Below are 20,285 nucleotides of genomic sequence, written 5' to 3'. Positions count from 1 at the left end.
AAATTTCTTTTGGGCCGTTAACCAAGAGCCCAGATTCCAGCCTTTGCACGTTCTGGCTTGTGGACCTTCGCGCCTCCGGCTTTTATTAACAAAGCGTTAACTGCAAAATCGCCGCTCCGTGAGGTCCGCCAAGCGCATGCCGTCCGAATATTCCTTCCTTGATGTCGCCGTGCTCGACGCGGTCCGCCAGCGCTTTGCCGCAGGCGACGCGATCGCGATCCTGTCGGCGGATCTGGAGCAGGTGATCTGGGCCAATGGGCCAGGAGCCGCGATGTTCGGTTATCCCGACATCGAGGCGATCATAGGCGCCTCGGCGCAGTTGCCCGTGATCGCCAGGCGCCAGATCATGGCGACCAGCGGATTTCCCGAGATTGGCAGCGACCGCGCCATCATGGTGCGGCTGGCGACCGGCATGACCAGCCGCGCCGTCGGCTTCCTGGCCAGTGCGGTGACCATGCCGGACGCCGAGAAGGCGATCATGCTGGCAGTGCCGGCGGCTCAGACAGGGTCACGCAGTGCCGGCGAAATCGCCGCGCGCGCCATTAGCGGCTTCACCGAGGATGGTCATTTCATCGCCTTTGTCGATGCCAGGGGCAACGTTGAGGCGGCCTCGGAAGGATTTTCGGCACTGGGCATCCTGCCGGAGACGCTGGCAGCACTGGTTGCCGACGTCGCAGCCGAGAGCGACCGCATCGTCAAGCGCCTTGTCCCGGGCGGCACGGCCTCCTACCCGGCGGGGCTGGCAAGATTGACCGAGGAGCGGCATCTGCTGGTGGTGATCGACGAGGACCAGCTCGACGACACAGCCCCTGCGGGCGAACACCTCACGCAAACCATTGCCGAGGCGGCACCAGCTGGCGATGCGGCTTCGCAGCCGGAACAGGGTGGCGAGACGCCGACCGAGGAACCAGGCGCCGCACTGCCGACCGAGGACGTCGCCGCATCGCAGCCGCATGCGATCACCGACGTGATCGGGCAGGCGCCGACGGCTGCCAACAGCGATCAGGCGGCAGCAGAGCCCACACCGGCGCAACACGACCATTGGTACTTCAACGCCGGCGAGGACGGAGGGGAACAGGCGCCGCGACCAGCTGCGTCCGGACCTGAAGCGCCTCAAGAACCGGCGGCCCTGGAAGTCCAGTCCACCTCCGCGGCCACGCCGACGACCGTCTCGGCGATAGACCGCGCAGCGGCGCCGGTGCGCTTCGTCTGGCGCACCGATGCCGAAGGCAAGTTCAGCGCGCTGTCGCCGGAATTCGCCGACATCGTCGGCAAGCCGGCGGCCGACGTGATTGGCCGACGCTTCAGGGATGTCGCCGCCACATTCGGCCTCGACCCCTCGGGCGAGATATCGGGGCTCCTCGAACGGCGCGATACCTGGTCCGGACGCTCCGTGCTGTGGCCGGTCGTCGGCACCGATCTGAAGATACCCGTCGACCTGGCGGCGCTGCCTGTCTATGGGCGCAGCCGCGCCTTCGAGGGTTTCCGCGGCTTCGGCGTTGCCCGCGCCAGCGACGCGGTCGTCGATCCGGAGGCCATCGGCATGGCGCTGGTGCCCAATGGCCGGGCGCCGGCAACGCCGGAACCGCAAGTCATCCAACCCGCGCCCGAACAGCCGAACGCTGAGGAGCCCAGGGCCGAGGACGCTCAGGCATCGGATCCGTTCAAGGGCGAGGTGCCGGCGCTGACCATCGTGCCGAAACAGGAGCGGCGCTTTGCCGACAAGGTGATCCGGCTCGCCGAACATCGCCAGCCAGCCAACGACAAGGGCCTCTCGACCCTGGAACGCAGCGCCTTCCGCGAAATCGGCGAGCGGCTGAAGAAGGAGAGTGCTCCGGTCGAGCCACCAGAGACTGAGACTGCTGAGGCGTCGGCAGCGGAGACCGAGGCTCCGGTCAAGGCGTCCGACGACCCGATGCGCACCGGCGGCATCCCTGCGTCAGGGCCAGAGAACGAACCGGTCGAGCCATCCGAGACCGATGTCGATGCCGAAGACGAGCAGGATCTGGCACGGCTTGACGGTCACCCGGACGAAGCGGCTCGTGAAGCCCCCCCTGGGATGAATGTGACGGGCTCGTTGCTGGACTATGCCGGCCAAGATGACGAACGTGGCCCCGTGGCGGCGGAACCAGAGAACACCGCTGCGGTTTCGCCCGGCGAAGAGCCTGAAGCCACTGACGCGACACATGATGTCCTCGATGACGACAGCATGACGTCAGCAGATTTTCGCGATGCCGAAGACAGCGAGGATTGGGCGCAGCCCGACGAGGAAGCCGCATCGCCTGACGAGCAGGCGGTTGCCGCGCAGGCCGTCAATGCAGGCGACGCTGCGGAAATACGCGTCGAGCGCCCTCGCCTGCAGGTTCCGCCGCTCAAGGCCGAAGGGTTCGTGCCGTCGGCGTTTTCCGCCGGAGATGAACACAAGGCCCCGGACACGTCGCTGCTCGGTAAGCTGCCCGTGCCGCTGCTCATCCATTCCGGAGACCAGTTGCACTATGCGAACGAGGAATTCCTCAGCCTGACCGGCTACGAGGCGCTCGACGATCTGGCGGATGCCGGCGGCCTCGGCGCGTTGTTTGCCGACCCCTATGCCGACGACGGCGTTTCCGACGGCACCGATCGCGCGCTGCGGTTGAAGACGCGTGATGGACAGGAATTCCCGATCGAGGCCATTTTGCGCTCTGTCCCCTGGCGCGACGGCAAGGCGCTGATGCTGGTCGTGCGACGCTCCGGCGAGGATGATGCGCCGGCGAGCCTGCATGTGGTTGGCGACGAGCAGACGCAGCCGGATATTTCCGAGCTCAAGGCGCGCATCGCCGAGATGCGCACCATTATCGACACCGCCACCGACGGCGTCGTGCTGATCGGCCGTGACGGCACCATCCGATCGATCAGCCGGCCGGCCGAAGCACTGTTCGGCTTCGACAGCGACGATGTGACCGGCAAGCCGTTCGCCTCGCTGTTTGCCATCGAAAGTCAGCGCGCGGCACGCGACTATCTCAACGGACTGTCCGAGCCCGGCGTGGCGAGTGTCATGAACGACGGCCGTGAGGTGATCGGTCGCGAATCGCAAGGCCGCTTCATTCCGCTGTTCATGACCATCGGCCGGCTGCCCAACGACAGCGGCTTCTGCGCCGTCGTTCGCGATATCACGCAGTGGAAGCGGGCCGAAGAGGACTTGACGCAGGCACGTGCGGTGGCCGAGCGCGCGTCCTCGCAGAAGACCGATTTCCTCGCCCGCATCAGCCACGAGATCCGCACCCCGCTCAACGCCATCATCGGCTTTTCCGAACTGATGGTCGACGAGAAGTTCGGACCTGTCGCCAACGACCGCTACCGCGACTATCTGCGCGACATCAACCGCTCGGGCAATCATGTGCTCGACCTGGTCAACGACCTGCTCGACATCTCCAAGATCGAGGCCGGCCAGCAGGAGATGGCCTATGAGGCGGTGTCGCTCAACGACACGCTGGCCGAGACGGTGGCGATGATGCAGCCGCAGGCCAATCGCGAACGGGTCATCATCCGCTCCAGCTTCGCTTCGCGGCTGCCGGAAGTGGTGGCGGACCTGCGCAGCGTGCGCCAGATCGCGCTCAACATCCTGTCGAATGCCATCCGCTACACCCAGGCCGGCGGCCAGGTGATCGTCTCGACCGCCTATGAGACGTCGGGCGACGTCGTCATGCGGGTGCGCGACACCGGCATCGGCATGAGCCATGCCGAGATCGAGCAGGCGCTGAAGCCGTTCAAGCAGATCAACGCGCTGAAGCGCGGACGCGGCGACGGCACCGGGCTTGGACTGCCTTTGACCAAAGCGATGGTGGAAGCCAACCGTGCCCGGTTCACCATCAATTCGACCCCGGGCGAAGGCACCTTGGTCGAGGTCGCTTTTCCATCGACCCGTGTGCTCGCGGAATAGATCAGCCCTCCACGCTTCGATCCCGATAAAAAGAAAAAGGCGCCCAAAGGCGCCTTAAGAGATGGGATTGCTGTCACAACGGGGGCTTGAGCGAATTCGGATCCTCGGGGCTGAGGAACGGGATTTCTCCCTCAAGTTACCTGCGACTATCGACGCCGGACCTTAACAACCCCTTACCGGGGCGCCGGAAAATTTACGAATGTGTACCACTCATGAAATCTAGGTAAATTCTAGCGAGATATTTCGTTAACCATTCCGAAGTCACTTTTTCATACGTGTCGTTGCCTCAAAACCGGGCCACTTTTGAGCGACATGCATTAGCAGCTACTCGGCCAATTGCGGCAGGTTCTTGAACAGCTCAAGCGCCTCTGGATTGGCGAGCGCCTCCTTGTTCTTGATGGCGCGGCCATGCACCACGTCGCGCACCGCAAGCTCGGTGATCTTGCCCGACTTGGTGCGTGGGATGTCGGTGACGGCGACGATCCTTGCCGGCACGTGACGCGGGCTCGCGCCGCTACGGATTTTTGCCCGTATGCGTTTTTCCAGATCCTCGTCGAGCTGCACGCCGGCGGCCAGGCGCACGAACAGGATGACGCGCACGTCGTTGTCGAAGTCCTGTCCGATGCACAATGCTTCCAGGATCTCAGGCATCTGCTCGACCTGATTGTAGATCTCCGCCGTGCCGATCCTCACCCCGCCCGGGTTGAGCGTGGCGTCGGAGCGGCCATGGATGATGAGGCCGCCATGCTCGGTCCATTCGGCGAAATCGCCATGACACCAGACATTGTCGAAGCGCTCGAAATAGGCCGCCCGGTACTTCTTGCCATCGGGGTCGTTCCAGAAGCCGATCGGCATCGCCGGAAAGGCTTTTGCGCAGACCAACTCGCCCTTCTCCTGTCGGACCGGCCTGCCGTCGTCGTCCCAGACATCGACGGCCAGGCCGAGGCCGGGTCCCTGGATCTCGCCGGTCCAGACCGGCTGCGTCGGCACGCCGAGCACGAAGCAGGAGACGATGTCGGTGCCGCCGGAGACCGAGGCCAGATGTACGTCCTTCTTGATGCCGTCATAGACAAAGCGGAAATCTTCCGGCGACAGCGGCGAGCCGGTGGAGGAGATTGCCCGCACAGTGGACAGATCATGCGTGCGGATCGGCTTGAGGCCGGCCTTGCGCACGGAATCGATGAACTTGGCCGAGGTGCCGAGGAAAGTCATCTTCTCGGCATCGGCGAAATCGAACAGCACATTGCCGTCGGGGTAGAAGGGCGAACCGTCATAGAGCAGCAGCGTCGCACCCGAAGCGAGCCCCGACACCAGCCAGTTCCACATCATCCAGCCGCAGGTGGTGAAGTAGAAAAAGCGGTCGCCGTCGGTGAGACCGGCATGCAGCCGGTGTTCCTTGACATGCTGGATCAGCGTGCCGCCGGCCGAATGGACGATGCATTTGGGAATGCCGGTCGTTCCCGACGAAAACAGGATGTAAAGCGGATGCGAAAACGGCAGCGGCTCGAAGGCGACGGGCTTGCCGGCGAAGGGCGACAGCGCCTCTTCCAGCGCCACCGCCTTGTCGATGATCCCGGCGACATCGCTCGATGTGCCGAGATAGTCGACGACCAGGATCTTGCGGACAGTGCCGAGCTTGGCCGCGACCGCGGCGATCTTGTCGGCGACTTCGATCGCCTTGCCATTGTACCAATAGCCATCCGGCGCGATGAAGACGACGGGCTCGATCTGGCCGAACCTGTCGAGCACGCCCTGCTCGCCGAAATCGGGAGAGCAGGACGACCAGACGGCGCCGACCGAGGCGGCGGCCAGCATGGCGGCGACGGTCTCCGGCATGTTGGGCATCATGGCGGCAATGCGGTCGCCCTTCTTCACCTTGAGCGACAGGAAAAGCTGCTGCAGCCGCGAGGTCAGCGCGTGCAACTCGTTCCAGGACAGCCGGCGCTCGACCTTGTCTTCGCCGCGAAACACGATTGCGTCGCCTGAGCCGGTCTTCTTCAGCAGATTCCCGGCGAAATTCAGTGTCGCATCGGGAAAGAAAGAAGCGCCGGGCATCTTGTCGCCGTCGACGAGCAGCTTGTCGCCCTTGTCGCCGACGATGCCGCAGAAATCCCAGACCAGGCTCCAGAACCCTTCACGGTCCTCGACCGACCAGGCGTGAAGCTGCGAATACGAGGAAAACGCTACGCCGGCTTTGACTCCGGCGGCTTTGGTGAAGGCGGTCAAGGGTGCTGCGTCAATCTGGTCTTGCGTCGGGGTCCAGAGCGGTTGTTCGGCAGCCATGATCGTTCCTCCACGGTCGCCATCGCTTATGCATATCGCAGCGCAGCAGAGCAAGATTTTGTTCGGCTGATGCGACCAGATGTGCGCAAATGCCATCGCCGGGCCATAAAGACTTGAAATGCCTCAGCCCTAAGTCGTAGTGACAACTTGAAGTCGTAGTGACGGCCGGAAGTCCTGGTCACGACTGGAGTCGTGGTGACGACCGGGGCCGTGGTGACGACCGGGGTCGTGGTGACACCTGGGGTTACACCCGTCGGGCGATTGTCGGAATGGAAGCATACGGGGCCATATGCCATCATCTATGATCCGGCGCGGAATATGGGCGATCGGCGCTGCCGTGATCGTCGTCGCGCTGGTCGTTGCCGCCCTGCCGCTGATTGCCTCCACCCGTATCGTGCGCGACCGCATCGCCTGGGAAATGAGTGCGTGGAGCGGCTTCCGTGTCGCCATCGACGGTTCGCCGCGTATCGAGGTCTGGCCGACATTCCGCGCCATCCTGACCGATGTGACGCTGTCACAATGGACCGACACCGAGGCGCCGCCGGTGGTCGAGGCAGAACGGGTCGAGGTCGACCTTTCCGCCATGGCGGCCTTGCGCGGCGACGTGGTGTTTTCGACGGCGCGGCTGGTGCGGCCGACGATCCGGGTCCAGCGCACGCCTGCCGGCCTTTTCCTACCCGCTGTCCCGACCGGCGGGCGCATCACGCGCTCCATCGACACGGCGCGCGGCCTGGTCAACGCCGACCCCGCCAAACCGGACCTCGACAAGCTGCCTACCGACACCTTCGGCACGGTCGAGTTTCGTGACGGCCGCATGGTAGCCTCCATCGGCGGCAAGGACGTCGAGATCCTGAGCAGTTTGAACGGTCAGGCAAATTGGGCGGCGATGAACAGCAATGCGACGCTGTCGGCAACCGGCATCTGGCGGGGCGAAAGCGTCGCGCTGGACGTCGCCTCGGCCAAACCGCTTGTGCTGTTTGCCGGCGGCACGGCGCCGCTGACACTGTCCTTCAAGGCGGCGCCCGCCACCTTCTCGTTCGACGGCACGGCCAGCATGTCTGAAAATACCTATTTCGACGGTCAAGCGAAGTTCTCGGCACCCTCGCTGCGGCGTGTCCTGGAATGGTCGCAGGCCGGCATCGCTCCGGGTGCGGCGATCGGCTCGGTCAGCATTTCGAGCAAGATCACCGCGACCGGCGGGCGCGTCAAGTTCGACAACACGGCGATTGCACTCGACAACAATCCGGGGATGGGTGCGCTGGACCTCTCGCTTGGTGAAGCACAACCGGTGATCTCCGGCACGCTCGCCTTCGACACGCTCGACCTCAGATCGTTTCTGTCGGCCTTCACCCCGCTGGTGCCGACCGGAGGGGCGGGGCCTGGCGAAATCGACACAAGTTTCGCCGACAAGATCAATCTCGATCTCAGGCTGTCGGCGGCGCACGCCACGGCGGGGCCGATCCAGCTCGCCGACGTCGCCGCCACCGCACAGGTCAAGGATGGTCTGTCCGTCTTCGACATCTCCGATGCCTCGGCCTTCGGCGGCAACATCCAGACCAGCCTTCGCTTCGATCGCAAGCCGGAAGGCTCGCAAGTCGAAATCCGCCTTCTGGCGTCCGACATCGACGGCGGTGCTTTCGGCACGGCGGCAGGGATGACGCGGCTGGTGCCGGTCGGCACGGGCACCGTCTCGGTGATCCTCAAGGGGCCGGGCAGAACCTGGGATTCCATCTTCGACAATGCCGACGGCTCGGTCTCGGCGACCTTCGGGCCGGGTGCGTTGAGCAAGCTCAACCTGCCGGCCTTCCTCAAACATACCGAACAGGGCGGCTTCTTCGCGCTCGACGATGTCTCCGACGCAACATTGCCGATCGACGGTGCCGAGATCAAGGCAACCATTTCGAAGGGCGTGGCGCGAATCGACAAGGCCGAGGCCAATTCAGCGAAGTACAAGATCTGGCTGTCCGGCATCGCGTCCTACGCCGGGCGCGGACTGGCCTTGTCCGGCGGCGTCATTCAGCCGGATCAGGCGGCAACGCAGGCCAACGGCCAGCAAGGCCCCAACCAGTCGTCGTTCTTCGTCGGCGGAACCTGGAGCACGCCGTTCATTTCCCCGATCAGCCGCGGCGTTTCGGGGGAATAAGCGGTCGCGTTTTCGTCTTCAGCCGCGTTGCGCGGCCTGCTCGTCGAGCTGGCGCTGCACCTCACGCCGCTTGTTGGCAAGCGAGGCGATGATGACGCCGATCGCCACGACGGCGATCAGGATGGTGCAGGCGGCGTTGATTTCCGGCGTCACGCCGAGGCGAACCTGGCTGTAGATCTTCATCGGCAGCGTCGTCGCGCCCGGCCCCGAGGTGAAGCTGGCAATGACCAGATCGTCGAGCGAAAGGGTGAAAGCCAGCATCCAGCCGGAGACGATCGCCGGCATGATGACCGGCAATGTGATCTGGAAGAAGGTCTTCACCGGCGTGGCGCCAAGATCCATCGCGGCTTCCTCCAGCGAGCGGTCGAAAGTCATGAGCCGCGACTGCACGACCACGGCGACGAAGCACATGGTCAGCGTGATGTGGGCGAGCGTCACGGTGAGGAAGCCGCGGTCGAGCCCGACGGCGACGAAGAGCAGCAGCAGCGACAGGCCGGTGATGACTTCCGGCATGACCAGCGGCGCAAAGACCATGCCGGAAAACAGCACCCTGCCCTTGAAGCGCGTGTAGCGGGTCAAGGTGAGTGCCGCCAGCGTGCCCAGCACCGTCGCAACCGTGGCCGAGATCAGGCCAACACGCGCCGTCACCCAGGTCGCGTCCATGAGACCCTGGTTGTGGAACAGCGAGACGTACCATTTGGTCGAGAAACCGCCCCAGACCGTGACCAGTTTCGATTCGTTGAACGAGAAGACGATGAGCAGCACGATCGGCAGGTAGAGAAAGGCAAAGCCAAGCACGATCGAGGTGATGTTGAAGCGGCTCCAGGTGGCGTTCATGAGGTCACCTGTCCATTTCCTGAGCGCGCGCCTGAGCCCGCTGGAAGAGCATGATCGGCACGATCAGCAGCAACAGCAGGATGACGGCCACGGCCGACGATACCGGCCAGTCGCGATTGGCGAAGAACTCGTTCCACAACGTCTTGCCGATCATCAGCGTCTGCGATCCGCCGAGCAGATCGGGAATGACGAATTCGCCGACAGCCGGAATGAACACCAGCAGACAACCGGCGATGACGCCGGGCAGCGACAGCGGGAAGGTGATTTTCCAGAACGCACTGGTCGGCGGGCAACCGAGATCCTTGGCCGCCTCGATCAGCGAATAGTCCATCTTCTCGAGAGCGGAATAGAGCGGCAGCACCATGAACGGCAGGTAGGAATAGACGATGCCGATGAAGATCGCCGTATAGGTGTTGAGGATGATCAGCGGCTGGTGGATGATGCCGGTGGCGAGCAGCAGCTGATTGAGCAGCCCTTCGGGCTTGAGAATGCCGATCCAGGCGTAGACGCGGATCAGGAACGAGGTCCAGAACGGCAGGATGACCAGCATCAGCAAGGTCGGGCGGATCGTCGCCGGCGCGCGCGCCATGCCGTAGGCGATGGGGTAGCCGACGAGCAATGTCAGGACCGTCGAGACCGCGGCGATGATGACGCTGGTCACATAGGCGTTGAAGTAGAGCGCGTCCTGCGTCAGCCAGGTGTAGTTGTCGAGGCTGAGCTGTTTCAGCTGAGCCAGGAACCCTGAGATACCGCCGCTGAAATCGAGCGCCGGCGTATAGGGCGGAATGGCGATCGCCGTCTGCGACAGCGAGATCTTGAAGACGATGACGAACGGAATGAGGAAGAAGAACAGCAGCCAGACATACGGGATGATGATGACCAGTCGGCCAACGAAGGCAGCACCCAGCCTGGCAAGGATGGATCTGCCGGCATTGGATGCCGGAGAGGCTGATGCTGTGGTGACGGCGGCGCTCGACATGGTCGCCCCCTACCGCGTCAGCACGACGCCGGCGTCGGGCCGGAAGGAAACCCAGGCGCGGTCGTTCCAGCTCAACGGATCCTCGGTGATGCGGGCCGCGTTCATGGTGCTGGCGCGCACCACCTGGCCGTCGTCCAGCCTGACATGATAGACGGTCATGTCGCCGAGATAGGCGATGTCGTAGACCTCGCCCTCGATGGCGTTGACGGCCTCGGCCGGCTTCTTCGACGACACCTTGATCTTTTCGGGCCTGATGGCGAAGGTGACGGCCGTCCCGGCCCCGGCGGTGCCGGCATTGTCGGTGCGGATGGTGATGCCGTTGCCGGCGTCTATGCAGGCGCTGCCCGCCTCGCCACGCGCGATCTTGCCCTCGAACATATTCACGTTGCCGACGAAGCCAGCGACGAAACGCGATCCCGGCGCCTCGTAAACTTCGGCCGGCGTTGCCACCTGCATCACCTCGCCCTTGTCGATGATGGCGATGCGATCGGCCATGGTCATCGCCTCTTCCTGGTCGTGGGTGACGACGACGAAGGTCAGGCCGAGATTCTGCTGCAGGTCCATCAGTTCGAACTGCGTCTCTTCGCGCAGCTTCTTGTCCAACGCGCCGAGCGGCTCGTCGAGCAGCAGCACCTTCGGCCGCTTGGCGACCGAGCGGGCGAGCGCGACGCGCTGGCGCTGGCCGCCGGACAGTTGATGCGGCTTGCGCTTGGCGAACTGCTCGAGCTTGACCAGCTTCAGCATCTCGGCAACGCGCGATGCGATTTCGGGCTTCGGCATGCCGTCCTGCTTGAGGCCGAAGGCGATGTTGTTCTCGACCGTCATATGCGGGAACAGCGCATAGGACTGGAACATCATGTTGACCGGCCGCCGGTAGGGCGGGATGCCGCGCAGATCCTGGCCATCGAGCAGAATGCGGCCGGCTGTCGGCTCCTCGAAGCCGGCGAGCATCCTGAGCAGCGTCGACTTTCCACAACCGGAAGCACCGAGCAGCGCGAAGAACTCGCGCTCGAAGATGGTCAGAGACAGATTGTTGACGGCGGTGAAGTCACCGAACTTCTTGGTGACGTTGTCGAACTGGATGTACGGCTTGGCGTTCGGGTCGTTCCACGGTGCAAAATCCCTGCGGATGCTGCCAAGCGATTTCATGTCCCACTCCGTCCTGATTTTCTTGCTTCTTGCCCCAGGTAAAAACGGTCCCGGCAGGTGGCTGCCGGGACCGTGTCGGATTGCTTACTGGCCGGTGACGATCTTGGTCCAGGTGCGCGTGATGACGCGCTGGGTCTTGGGATCGTATGGCGAGACGGTGTAGAGCTTCTTTATGGTCTCGGCATCGGGATAAACCGAGGGATCCTCCAACAGTGCCTTGTCGACGAATTGCTGCGAAGCCTTGTTGCCGTTTGCGTAGAGCACGTAGTTCGACGACTTGGCGATAACTTCCGGCTTCATCATGTAGTTGATGAACTCGAGCGCCTCCGCGACATGCGGCGCGTCGGCAGGGATCGCCATCTGGTCGAACCACATCTGCGCACCCTCCTTCGGCACGGAATAGCCGATCTCGACGCCCTGCTTGGCCTCGACCGCGCGGTTGCGGGCCTGGAACACGTCACCCGACCAGCCGACGGCCAGGCAGATATCGCCGTTGGCGAGCGCGTTGATGTATTCGGAGGAATGGAACTTCCTGATATAAGGTCGGACCTTGAGCAAGGTCTCCTCGGCCTTGGCGATATCGTCGGGCGATGTGCTGTTCGGGTCGAGGCCGAGATATTTCAGTGCAGCCGGAATGATGTCGGCCGGCGAGTCCAGCACGTAGACGCCGCAGTCCTTCAGTTTGGCCAGGCTGTCGGGGTTGAAGAAGACATCCCAGCTGTCGATCTTGTCGGTGCCGAGTGCCGCCTGCACCTTCTTGATGTTGTAGCCGATGCCGACCGTGCCCCACATGTAGTTGACCGAGTATTCGTTGCCGGGGTCGTACTTGGCCGTGCGTTCCGAAACCGTATCCCACATGTTGGAAATGTTGGGCAGCTTCGACTTGTCGAGCTTCTGGAACACGCCGGCCTGGATCTGGCGCGCAAGGAAATTGCCGCTGGGCACGACGACGTCATAGCCGCTGCCGCCGGCAAGCAGCTTGGTCTCAAGGATTTCGTTGGAATCGAAGGTATCATAGACGACCTTGATGCCGGTTTCCTTGGTGAAATCGTCGATGATCGAACTGTCGATGTAGTCCGACCAGTTGAAGACGTTGACGACACGATCTTCGGCGTGACCGCCGACGGTGAAAAATGTCAGGAATGCCGACGTTGCCGAAAGCCAGAGCGCTTTGCGGATCATGCTATTCTCCTTTGATGAGTGTTCCTTCACCGGCTCGTCGCGACATCAGCGCGACCGGCATTTTCTTCAGACTATTGAGCTTTCCAAGGGGCGACAAGCGCGAACTGCCGAGACCATGCAGGCGGTTCGATGAGATGGTTGGATGCCCCTGAGGCGGCCTGGGAGGCGTGCCAATACCGTCAGAGGCTTTCGCCATGGCGCGGGCAGAGATACGACGATATGGTCCGGTCCCGATCGGACCGGCTGGGAGACTTGGCAAGATACGCCTGTCTTGTTGTTGCCGTATTCCCAGCCTGCCCGTGCCGCAGCGACGTTGTCAATGGCAAAGCTGCAGGCCGCTTCAATTAGGTGACGGCACCCCGGTGACCCCTGCGCGTTCGGGCCTTGCCTGGCGCTTGAATTCGAGCCCGATATGGACGAGCAGCGCCGTGACCACAACCGCGCCGCCGATGATGGTGCGCCCCGACGGCACCTCGGAATGAATGAGCCAGACCCATATCGGGCCGAGGATCGGCTCGAACGTGCCGAGCAGCGCCGCGATGGCCGCCGGGATCAGTCGCGCGCCGGTGGCGAAGAAGGCCAGGCCGAGGCCGAGATTGACCACGCCGAAGGCAAACAGAAAGCCCATGTCACTGCCAGATACGGCGAGGGTCGATGCCTGCGAGACGGCAAAGCCGGCCGCGAGCATGGTGCCGAGGCACGTCGCCGGCGTCATGCGCACGCCGGAGAACCGCCGGGTGATGACGGTGGCGACCGAAAACATGACCGCGATCAACAGCGCCAGCCCATCGCCCATGGGCGAGACGGCGCCATCGAGCGATTCCGACACCATGATGGCGACGCCGGTGATGACGGCGGCGATTGCCACCCAGGTCGCGACACCAACCCTTTCGCGAAACAATGCCCAGGCAAACAGCGCCGCCAGCAACGGCACGCCTGCCTGCATCAAAAGGATGTTAGCGACGGTGGTGTAGGCGAGCGCCACGACGAAGGCGGTCGATGCCGTGGCAAAGCAGATCCCGACGGCAAGGCCGGGCAACCCCATGTCACGGAACAGCTTCAGCATGCCACGCCAGCCGTCACGCCAAACCATGAAGCAGACCAGGAAGGCGGCTGCCCACACGGATCGCCAGAAAATGACCGTCCAGCTGTCACCGACAGTGATGAAGCGGGCGATGGCGCCGCCGAAACTCCACATCAGCGCCGAGAGGAAGACCAAAAGCATGCCGACGCGCTCCTCGCGCGGCGAGACGGCTGGCGATGCGACGATCGGCGATGCGGTATCGATCATGGCTGCCACTGTCGGGCTCTTGTGGACGGGACGATGCGCAAGGGACGACAAAAAGATGCTCTGTTCGCGTAACGCAAAGGCGCAGGCCGGAACTGAGCCAGCGGCCGCCGACAATTGTGGCACCTTGCTCCATTTCAGAAGAACACGGCGTCACTGAAAATCGAAAGCACTCAGGCCCGTCACCATCTCGTCGAGGCCGAGCGGGCGCGTCACCGGCGGTTCTGCCCGTGCCAGGCAGCCGACGCGTTCGCAAAGCCGGCAAGCAGGCCCGACCGGCGTCGCCGCGACGGTGCCGGCCTTTGCGGTGATTGCCGCACCGGGCAATGCCGCGCCATAGACGATGTCGTCACGAAAGCCGATGTCGCAACCGAGCAGCAGCGCGGTGCGGCGCGGGCGTTCCGAGAATGCGCCTTGCGGCCCTTCCAGCGTACGGGCGATGCACAGGAACTCGGCGCCGTCGGGCATTTCCACTGCCTCGACGAAGACCTGGCCGGGCTGGGTGAAGGCGACATGCACGGGCAGCTTGGGACAGCCGCCGCCAAAGCGGCTTTGAGGAAAGCCCTGGCTGCCGGCCTTGCGGAAGCGGTTGCCGGCATTGTCGACCTCCAGCATGAAAAACGGCACGCCCGAGGCACCCTGCCGCTGCAGCATGGTCAGCCGGTTGGCCGCCTGTTCGAAGGAGACCCCGAAGCGCGAACGCAGGACATCGATGTCATAGCGGGCGCGCACGGCAGCCGCGTGAAAGGCCTGATAGGGCATCATCAGCGCATGCGCCGCATAACGGCCAAGTTCGAAGCGGGCCAGGCGGCGCGCCTCGTCGGTGCTCAGCTTGAGCGCCTGGATCTCGACGGCGACGGCGACCGTCATGCGGATCAGGCAGGCCTCCATCGCGACTTCGCGCAACTGGTCGAACGGCGACAGGCGTTCGGACAGGAACAGGCGCTGCGAATGACGATCGTAACGGCGGCGCCAGTTCGGCATGGTCGCGACCGGCAGCACCTTGACCACGATGCCATATTCGCGCTTCAGCCAGGCCTTCAGCGCGCCGAACAGATCGTCGCCGGGATCGAGCACCGAGGTGAACGCCGCGGCCTCCTCCTCGAGGGCAGCGAAATGGTTCGGCCGGCGCTCGAAAATCTCGTGCACCTCGTCGATCGGCAGGCGGGCGCCGGAGAGCGCCGTCGCCCGACCCTCGCGTGCCAGCAATTCGTTGAGGTCGGACAGGCGCTCGGCCTGCTCGCGATAGGCGCGGAACAGCTTTATCACGGCCGCGGACGCATTGGGCGCCGCCTCGGCAAGCTCGATCAGTTCCTGATCACCCGGCAACTCGCCGACCAGCAGGGGATCGGTGAACACTTCCTTCAAGGCAGCGACAGATCCCCTCGCCTCGCCCTGCAGCTCGTGTGGATCGACCTTGTAGACGGAGGCCAGCCTGAGGATCAGCTGCACCGTCAGCGGCCGCTGGTTGCGCTCGATCAGATTGAGGTAGGACGGCGAAATGCCGAGACCCTCGGCCATCGCCGTCTGGGTCAGGCCCTTGGCGTTACGAATGCGGCGGATGCGCGGCCCGGCGAAGATCTTCTGGTCAGCCACGGACTGTCCTTTACAGCAATTTACACGAATTTCCTGGGCACGGGCCTTTTACAATAATGACAAATTTACAACGCACTTCTGTCAAACGCAACACAGGTTTTCTCTTATATCCTCTCAGTTTATCTGTTTTTTGTGGCTGATTTCACGCAAAAATGTAAATCCAGTCATACCCAACTACCCCCAAATGATTGACGCCTTGACACAGATCAGCAATTCCTCGGAGTGACCAATGACTGATTTTTACAACCTCGTCCCATCGGCGCCGGAAGGTCGCTTCGACGGTATCGAACGACCCTACTCGGCGGCGGATGTGAAGCGTCTGCGCGGTTCGGTGCAGATCCGCCAGAGCCTTGCCGAAATGGGCGCCAATCGGCTGTGGAAGCTCATCCACGAGGAGGACTTCGTCAACGCGCTCGGCGCCATGTCCGGCAATCAGGCGATGCAGCAGGTGCGCGCCGGGCTGAAAGCGATCTACCTGTCGGGCTGGCAGGTTGCCGCCGACGCCAACACGGCTGGCGCGATGTATCCGGATCAGTCGCTCTACCCGGCCAATGCGGCGCCTGAACTGGTCAAGCGCATCAACCGGACGCTGCAGCGCGCCGACCAGATCGAGACCTCCGAAGGCAATGGGCTTTCGGTCGAAACCTGGTTCGCGCCGATCGTTGCCGACGCCGAAGCCGGCTTCGGCGGGCCGCTCAACGCCTTCGAAATCATGAAAGCCTTCATCGAGGCGGGCGCCGCCGGCGTCCACTATGAGGACCAGTTGGCGTCGGAAAAGAAATGCGGCCATCTCGGCGGCAAGGTGCTGATCCCAACTGCGGCGCACATCCGCAACCTCAACGCCGCGCGCCTGGCGGCGGACGTGATGGGCACGCCGACCCTGGTCGTCGCGCGCACCGACGCGGAAGCCGCCAAGCTGCTCACCTCCGACATCGATGAGCGCGACCAGCCTTTCGTCGACCACGACGCCGGGCGCACGGTTGAGGGTTTCTATCATGTCAGGAACGGCATCGAGCCCTGCATTGCCCGCGCCATCGCCTATGCGCCTTACGCGGATCTGATCTGGTGCGAGACCTCGAAACCCGACCTGGCGCAGGCCAGGAAATTCGCCGAGGGCGTGCGCAAGCACCATCCCGACAAGCTGCTCGCCTACAATTGCTCGCCGTCGTTCAACTGGAAGAAGAACCTCGACGACGCGACGATTGCCAAGTTCCAGAAGGAGCTCGGCGCCATGGGCTACAAGTTCCAGTTCATCACGCTCGCCGGCTTCCACCAGCTCAACTACGGCATGTTCGAACTGGCGCGCGGCTACAAGGCGCGGCAGATGGCGGCCTATTCCGAGTTGCAGGAAGCGGAGTTCGCGGCCGAGGCCGATGGCTACACCGCGACCAAGCATCAGCGCGAGGTCGGCACCGGCTATTTCGACGCCGTGTCGATGGCGATCACCGGCGGCCAGTCGTCGACCACCGCCATGCATGAATCGACGGAGCACGCGCAGTTCAAACCGGCCGCCGAATAGCGAACAGAAAAACTCAGAGTAAACGCCCGACAGGGCTTGGGACACAAGGAGAAAACCAATGGCATCGATAAGCCGCGTCAAGGAACGCGCCGAGGAACAGTCGACGACGATGAGCGTCGACCAGCAGGCGACGATCCGCATGCTGGCCAACGACCTGCACCGCCTCAACCAGTCGGTTATGAAGGCGGTCGAGGCGGGCGTCTCGGTGGAACTCGTGCGCTCGGCACGACATCACGGCGGCGACGGCAACTGGGGCGATCTGCTGATCCCGGTGATCGTCACGCAGCAGAGCCACGGCTGACTGAAATCCATGCAACCGACCCTTCACCTGCGCAGCCCCTGCGCAGGTGAATTTTCTTTTTATGAAATGCACGTGTGGACAGTCGAGTACAGTAGCGTTGCTTGAAATTCACTGTCCCGGCGATGATTTCGGGCACTTTTATTTCAACTTGACATAGGCTGCGATCTCACGCCAATTGCGCTCCGGATTCAACTCTGCATTGAAATAGGGGCGAGCTTCTTGGCTGACTTGTGTGCCCGGTGAATCGCGAAGGCGAGACTCCAAGACATCCGAATCTGGTGACCCGCGGCTCAACCGCCGAGGCGATCCGTGATCCGTCGCAGGTGCTTGTCGTCGGCAGGTCGCCAATCAATCGCGTGGTGATTTCAAAGATCGTCGAGCGATCCGGGCTCAAGCCGATTTCGGAATCTCCCGACACGGCGGCAAGGATCTTGCGGTCGCTCATTCCCGGCGCGGTTGTCCTTGACGGCGGCGCCGACAACAAGGACTGCGACAATCTGATGTCCAGCATCGACGCGTTGCGCCGCGCCTCCGGCAAATCGCTGCCACCGGTAATCCTGCTGTCCACCAAGAATGGCACCACGGAAAGTCTGGGCTTGTCTGGTGTCATCGATGTGGTCATCGCCAAGCCGATCACGCCCGAACGGTTGCAACCGGTGATCGATCGCCTGATCGGCCGCTGAGGCAATTGCGGGAAAGTGTGTAGCGGTTTTTCCGTCCGGAATCGAAACCAGGTAAGGCCGGGCGACCACGGATCGCCCGGCGATCAGGGATCGATGATGCTTTCGATCAGTCCGGGCAGTTGCCCGAGATCGGATATCTGGCGGAACCTCGATTCGGTTACCGGCGCTTCGACATGCTCCAGCACCCAGGTCAGTTCATGCGGCACATGAACACCCCACCCGCCGGCCTCGATGGCCGGCACCACATCCGACTTCAGCGAGTTGCCGACCATCATGCTTTTCGCCGGACCATCGCCGTGGCGGTTGAAGAGCCTGCTATAGGTGGCGGCATTCTTGTCGCTGACGATCTCGACCGCGTCGAACAGATCGCCCAGGCCTGAGCCAGCCAGCTTGCGCTCCTGGTCGAAGAGGTCGCCCTTGGTGATCAGCACGAGGCGGAATGCGCCGGCAAGCTTTTCGACCGTCTCGCGGGCGTGCGGCAAGGCCTCGATCGGATGGCTCAGCATCTCGCGGCCGGCATCGAGAATCTCCGCTATGACCGAGCCCGGCACGCGGCCTTGCGTGACCTCGATCGCCGTCTCGATCATCGACAGGGTAAATCCCTTGATGCCGAAGCCATAGACAGCGAGGTTGCGCCTTTCGGCCTCCAGCAATCGTGCCGAGATGTGCTCCGCTTCGCCATGGTCGACGAGCATGGCGGCAAAGCGCTTTTCCGTCAGCCGGAAGAACTGCTCGTTCTGCCACAACGTGTCGTCGGCGTCGAAGCCGATCGTCGTCAGTTTGTCATTGCGCCGCATTGAACGCCTCGATTGGAATTGGGACGGCCGAAACTAAGCCGATTGGCGTGTTTTTCAACCGCACCGGGCAATGCCCGACGCGGCTCCCCTTCCCTTCCATAGGAGGGCGCGGCTATACTCCACAATCCGCAACCCAATCTGGTGAATGATGCCGCCTGCAAAAAAGGAAGTCCGTCCGTCGAGCCGCGGAGGACGCGCCCGCACGCCTGCCTTCGTGAAAAACCAACGAGGCGTCAAGAACTGGAAGGAAGTCAGCGCCTGGCTGGAATGGCGCGGCATCGAGGACATCGAGTGCATCACGCCCGATCAGGCAGGCGTCGCGCGTGGCAAGATGATGCCATCGAAGAAATTCACCTCCAACACCTCGCTGGCGCTGCCGTCGGCAGTCTTCATGACGACGATATCCGGCGGCTACCCCGAGGATGGCAACGGCTTCCATTACCCGGAAGACGACGGCGACCTCAAACTGATGCCCGACCTGTCGACGCTGACGGTGGTGCCCTGGGAAGAAGACCCGACGGCCGCGGTCATCTGCGACCTCGTCCACCAGGACGGACGCTCGGTCGAGTTCACGCCGCGCAACGTGTTGAAGCGTGTGGTGGCCGCCTATGACAAGCTCGGCCTGAAGCCTGTGGTGGCGCCCGAGATCGAGTTCTACCTGGTGCGCAAGAATCCCGACCCGGACTATCCGCTGACCCCGCCGGTCGGCCGGTCGGGACGCGCGATCGGCGGCGGCGCCGGCTATTCGATCGCCGGCGTCAACGAATTCGACGAACTGATCGACGACATCTACCATTTCTCCGAAAGCCAGGGCCTGGAGATCGATACGCTGATCCACGAGGAAGGTGCCGGCCAGTTGGAGATCAATCTGCGCCATGGCGACCCGATCGAACTGGCCGACCAGGTGTTCATGTTCAAGCGCACCATTCGCGAGGCGGCGCTGAAGCACGAGATCTACGCCACCTTCATGGCCAAGCCGATCCAGGGGCAACCCGGCTCCGCCATGCACATCCATCAGTCGATCATCGACAAGAAGACCGGACAGAACATCTTTTCGGCCGCTGACGGCTCGGAAACCGACGATTTTTTCCACTTTATCGGCGGCATGCAGAAGCATGTGCCGAACGCGCTGGTGATGTTCGCGCCCTATGTCAATTCCTACCGCCGGCTGACACAGGCGGCGTCGGCGCCGGTCAACAACAAATGGGGCTATGACAACCGCACCACGGCGTTTCGCGTGCCACGCTCGGATCCGGCGGCACGGCGCGTCGAAAACCGCATCCCGTCCTCCGATGCCAATCCCTATCTGGCGCTGGCGGCATCGCTTGCCTGCGGGCTGATCGGCATCACCAACAAGATCAAGGCCGAGCCCCCGGTCCTGACAACGGCCAATGCCGACGAGATCGACCTGCCGCGCGGCCTGCTCGAAGCCGTCGACCTGTTCGAGGGCGACGAGGAACTCTGCGCTCATCTGGGCAAGTCGTTCGCCGCGACCTATGCGGCGATCAAGCGCGCGGAATTCGAGACCTTCATGGAAGTGATCAGTCCGTGGGAGCGGGAGTATTTGTTGCTGAATGTGTAGGGGAGTAGGGCAGTAGGGGAGTAGGGG

At 63.1% G+C, this 20,285-nt stretch carries 14 protein-coding genes; 6 read left to right on the top strand and 8 right to left on the bottom strand.

The annotated features are described in order from the left end of the window. Positions 1–136: 136 nt before the first annotated feature. Positions 137–3,919 carry a PAS domain S-box protein gene (locus EN949_RS15015; protein ID WP_127365729.1) on the top strand — a complete coding sequence of 1,261 codons (3,783 nt, stop codon included), beginning with the start codon at positions 137–139 and terminating at the stop codon, positions 3,917–3,919. A 324-nt stretch (positions 3,920–4,243) separates the two neighbouring features. Here EN949_RS15015 and EN949_RS15010 read toward each other — a convergent pair whose 3' ends face one another. Continuing rightward, on the bottom strand, positions 4,244–6,202 hold the full coding sequence (locus tag EN949_RS15010) for an acetoacetate--CoA ligase (protein WP_063170466.1): 1,959 nt from the start codon (positions 6,200–6,202) through the stop codon (positions 4,244–4,246). Positions 6,203–6,491: 289 nt separating this feature from the next. Here EN949_RS15010 and EN949_RS15005 point away from each other — a divergent pair, with 289 nt between their 5' ends. Next, on the top strand, positions 6,492–8,345 hold the full coding sequence (locus tag EN949_RS15005; RefSeq protein ID WP_024505753.1) for an AsmA family protein: 1,854 nt from the start codon (positions 6,492–6,494) through the stop codon (positions 8,343–8,345). 18 nt (positions 8,346–8,363) lie between these two features. On the opposite strand, the gene EN949_RS15000 is transcribed toward EN949_RS15005, so the two are convergent. The 6 genes from EN949_RS15000 to EN949_RS14975 all read right to left on the bottom strand — a co-directional run bounded on the left by EN949_RS15000 (position 8,364) and on the right by EN949_RS14975 (position 15,376). Further along, complete coding sequence (locus EN949_RS15000) at positions 8,364–9,182, bottom strand: ABC transporter permease subunit (protein WP_013530251.1); 819 nt, start codon at positions 9,180–9,182, stop codon at positions 8,364–8,366. Between the two features lie 4 nt (positions 9,183–9,186). Then, entirely contained in the window at positions 9,187–10,161 is a 975-nt protein-coding gene (locus EN949_RS14995; RefSeq protein WP_063170075.1) for an ABC transporter permease subunit, read from the bottom strand. Positions 10,162–10,170: 9 nt separating this feature from the next. Continuing rightward, complete coding sequence (locus tag EN949_RS14990; RefSeq protein WP_063170074.1) at positions 10,171–11,310, bottom strand: ABC transporter ATP-binding protein; 1,140 nt, start codon at positions 11,308–11,310, stop codon at positions 10,171–10,173. Between the two features lie 84 nt (positions 11,311–11,394). After that, positions 11,395–12,492: a polyamine ABC transporter substrate-binding protein gene (locus EN949_RS14985; protein ID WP_013530248.1), complete on the bottom strand. Its 1,098-nt coding sequence runs from the start codon at positions 12,490–12,492 to the stop codon at positions 11,395–11,397. A 340-nt stretch (positions 12,493–12,832) separates the two neighbouring features. Then, positions 12,833–13,783: a DMT family transporter gene (locus tag EN949_RS14980; RefSeq protein WP_127365728.1), complete on the bottom strand. Its 951-nt coding sequence runs from the start codon at positions 13,781–13,783 to the stop codon at positions 12,833–12,835. Between the two features lie 150 nt (positions 13,784–13,933). Next, positions 13,934–15,376 carry an XRE family transcriptional regulator gene (locus tag EN949_RS14975; RefSeq protein ID WP_127365726.1) on the bottom strand — a complete coding sequence of 481 codons (1,443 nt, stop codon included), beginning with the start codon at positions 15,374–15,376 and terminating at the stop codon, positions 13,934–13,936. A gap of 229 nt (positions 15,377–15,605) precedes the next feature. On the opposite strand from EN949_RS14975, the gene aceA reads away from it, so the two are divergent. From aceA to EN949_RS14960, 3 genes are all read left to right on the top strand, one after another. Continuing rightward, positions 15,606–16,895, top strand: coding sequence for an isocitrate lyase (gene aceA, locus EN949_RS14970; RefSeq protein ID WP_063170072.1), 1,290 nt, complete (start codon positions 15,606–15,608; stop codon positions 16,893–16,895). Between the two features lie 58 nt (positions 16,896–16,953). Continuing rightward, entirely contained in the window at positions 16,954–17,196 is a 243-nt protein-coding gene (locus tag EN949_RS14965) for a hypothetical protein (protein WP_006202762.1), read from the top strand. 278 nt (positions 17,197–17,474) lie between these two features. Next, on the top strand, positions 17,475–17,879 hold the full coding sequence (locus EN949_RS14960) for a response regulator (protein WP_244506851.1): 405 nt from the start codon (positions 17,475–17,477) through the stop codon (positions 17,877–17,879). 83 nt (positions 17,880–17,962) lie between these two features. On the opposite strand, the gene EN949_RS14955 is transcribed toward EN949_RS14960, so the two are convergent. Further along, a complete protein-coding gene (locus EN949_RS14955) occupies positions 17,963–18,676 on the bottom strand; it encodes an HAD family hydrolase (RefSeq protein WP_063170071.1) in 714 nt (237 codons plus the stop codon). Between the two features lie 145 nt (positions 18,677–18,821). On the opposite strand from EN949_RS14955, the gene EN949_RS14950 reads away from it, so the two are divergent. After that, complete coding sequence (locus tag EN949_RS14950; RefSeq protein ID WP_027035719.1) at positions 18,822–20,258, top strand: glutamine synthetase family protein; 1,437 nt, start codon at positions 18,822–18,824, stop codon at positions 20,256–20,258. Positions 20,259–20,285 lie beyond the last annotated feature (27 nt).

This window comes from Mesorhizobium sp. M7A.F.Ca.US.007.01.2.1, assembly GCF_003998165.1.
Lineage (GTDB): Bacteria > Pseudomonadota > Alphaproteobacteria > Rhizobiales > Rhizobiaceae > Mesorhizobium > Mesorhizobium ciceri.
The sequence above is the reverse complement of the archived record's forward strand: the minus strand, read 5'-3'. Positions and strand labels throughout refer to the sequence as shown.